Genomic DNA, 1,946 nt, shown 5'->3' with positions numbered 1-1,946 from the left:
TCGTGGGCCTGTTGGAGATTGACCTTGTCCTTTGCAAGGCGCGCAACCAGGCCGCTGTTGTATTGGGTTCGTTTCGCACAGGAGGTGGCATCTTTCGACTGTCTTGTGGTCTACCCTGCACCCGAATTGCGCGGGACCCTACGCGGTCGCGCCGGCGTCGACGGTGAGCACCGTCCCGGAAATGCTGCGGGCGCCGTCACCCAGCAGGAACTCGACCGCGTTGGCCACGTCGTCGACGTCGGCCAGACGCCGCAAGGAGCTGCGGCGCAGGACGCGTTCGCGTTGCTCGCCGGCAAGCCCGTGCGTCATGTCAGTATCGAGAAATCCGGGCGCCACGGCATTGACGTTGATGCCGAGCCGGCCGACCTCACGCGCCAGCGAGCGGGTGAAGCCGATCATCGACGCCTTGGTGGCCGCGTAGGCCGAAAGCCCGCTGTAGCCAGTGAAGCCAATGATGGATGCGACATTGACGATGCGTCCCATGCCGTCCGACATCATCGAGCGCACCACATATTTGGTGAGCACGATCGGCGACAGTGTATTGAGTCGCACCAGCTGTTCGATCTTGGCATTGTGCATCATGGCGAGCGCGCCGTCGTGGCCGATCGCGGCATTGTTGACCAGCCCGTAAAGCGGACCGAATTCCTGGCGCAGAGTTTTGACCAGCTCGGGAATCTGCTCGATCGCGCCGAGATCGAACGGCGCAAAGTGCAGCGGCGCCTGGTGACCGGACTCAGCCTCGGCGATCGCCTCGGTAATCTCCTTGCTTTTGCTCCGCGCCACCGCGATCACGCGATAGCCGACTGAGCTCAGCTTGCGGGCAATGGCAAGCCCGAGCCCGCGGCTTGCTCCGGTGACCAGCACGTTGCGCACGGTTTCGGTCATCGATGCACCAATCGCTTAGGACCGCCGCGCCAGCTTGCCGGTCGCGGCGACGGCAAGTGCGGGCACGATGCTAATGGCGGCCGGAACCTTGTGTCGCGGCAGTGCGTTGCGGCAGAGCTTCAGAATCTCGGCCTTGACCTCGGCTTCGTCCTCGGCGCGTTCGCACGCGGATTTCAAAAGCACGTCGGCGATCACAATGGCGCCGGTAAACGGACTGCGCTTCGGCCGCACCAGCGACATGCGCACTTGCGGATGCCGGTTGATCACAGCCTCGACTTCTTCCGGGTGAACCTTCAGGCCGCCGATATTAATGATGCCGCCCCGCCGCCCGACGAAATAAAAACGATCGCCGCGGCGCTCCACCATGTCGCCCAAATCGACGAAGCCGTCGTCGTCGCGCAGCGTGGCGCGGCGCGCGACATAGCCCGATGCCGCACCCGCCGTCGTGCACGGCATCGAGATAAGAAGCCGGAAATCGGGCACGGCCGTCATTGACCGCAAATCCGACGGCCGGAATTGTTGCGGCGCCAAAACGACACCAATCCCGCCTTGGTCTGCCGCTTGCGCTCGTAGTGGCCGACCAGGGGAGGGCGCGCGCATAATCATGCCGCGAGCTGCATCACGACGGTACTGCGCCGAAAATCCTCGTTGCCCGCGTCCTAATACGCATTGACGTAAGCACGTTTGGAAAAGAGGGTCAGCAAAATGATCTTCAAGTCGAGGAGCAAGGACCAGTTGTCTATGTAATACAAATCATGTTCCACTCGGCGCTGCATCTTCTCCAGCGTATCAGTTGTGCCGCGATGGCCATTCACCTGCGCCCATCCGGTGATGCCCGGCTTGATGTTGTGCCTACGCGCAAATGGCAAGATGCGGCCTTCGAAGAGTGCGTTATGAGCAGTCGCATGCGGCCTTGGTCCGACAATCGACATCGTCCCCATCAGAACGTTCAGGAGTTGAGGAAGCTCGTCGACGTTGGTCCGGCGGAGGATGCGCCCCACGTTGGTCACGCGCGCATCGTTACGCTTGGTTGGTACGAATGGACCGGTGTTGTCTCCGCA

The 1,946-nt window shown here is 62.2% G+C and carries 2 protein-coding genes and 1 pseudogene; all 3 read right to left on the bottom strand.

The window, feature by feature from the left end:
* Window positions 1–138 precede the first annotated feature (138 nt).
* Window positions 139–873 (bottom strand): SDR family NAD(P)-dependent oxidoreductase, encoded by a 735-nt coding sequence (locus tag WB528_RS00375; protein ID WP_423886453.1) that lies wholly within the window; start codon window positions 871–873, stop codon window positions 139–141.
* A gap of 27 nt (window positions 874–900) precedes the next feature.
* A pseudogene (locus WB528_RS00370) lies at window positions 901–1,411 on the bottom strand (AMP-binding enzyme); the annotation flags it as partial.
* Window positions 1,412–1,544: 133 nt separating this feature from the next.
* Window positions 1,545–1,946: sugar transferase (locus WB528_RS00365; RefSeq protein ID WP_423886452.1), on the bottom strand; the 402-nt coding region annotated here is incomplete at its 5' end.

The organism is Bradyrhizobium sp. (assembly GCF_049586575.1).
Classification (GTDB): domain Bacteria; phylum Pseudomonadota; class Alphaproteobacteria; order Rhizobiales; family Xanthobacteraceae; genus Bradyrhizobium.
The sequence above is the reverse complement of the archived record's forward strand: the minus strand, read 5'-3'. Positions and strand labels throughout refer to the sequence as shown.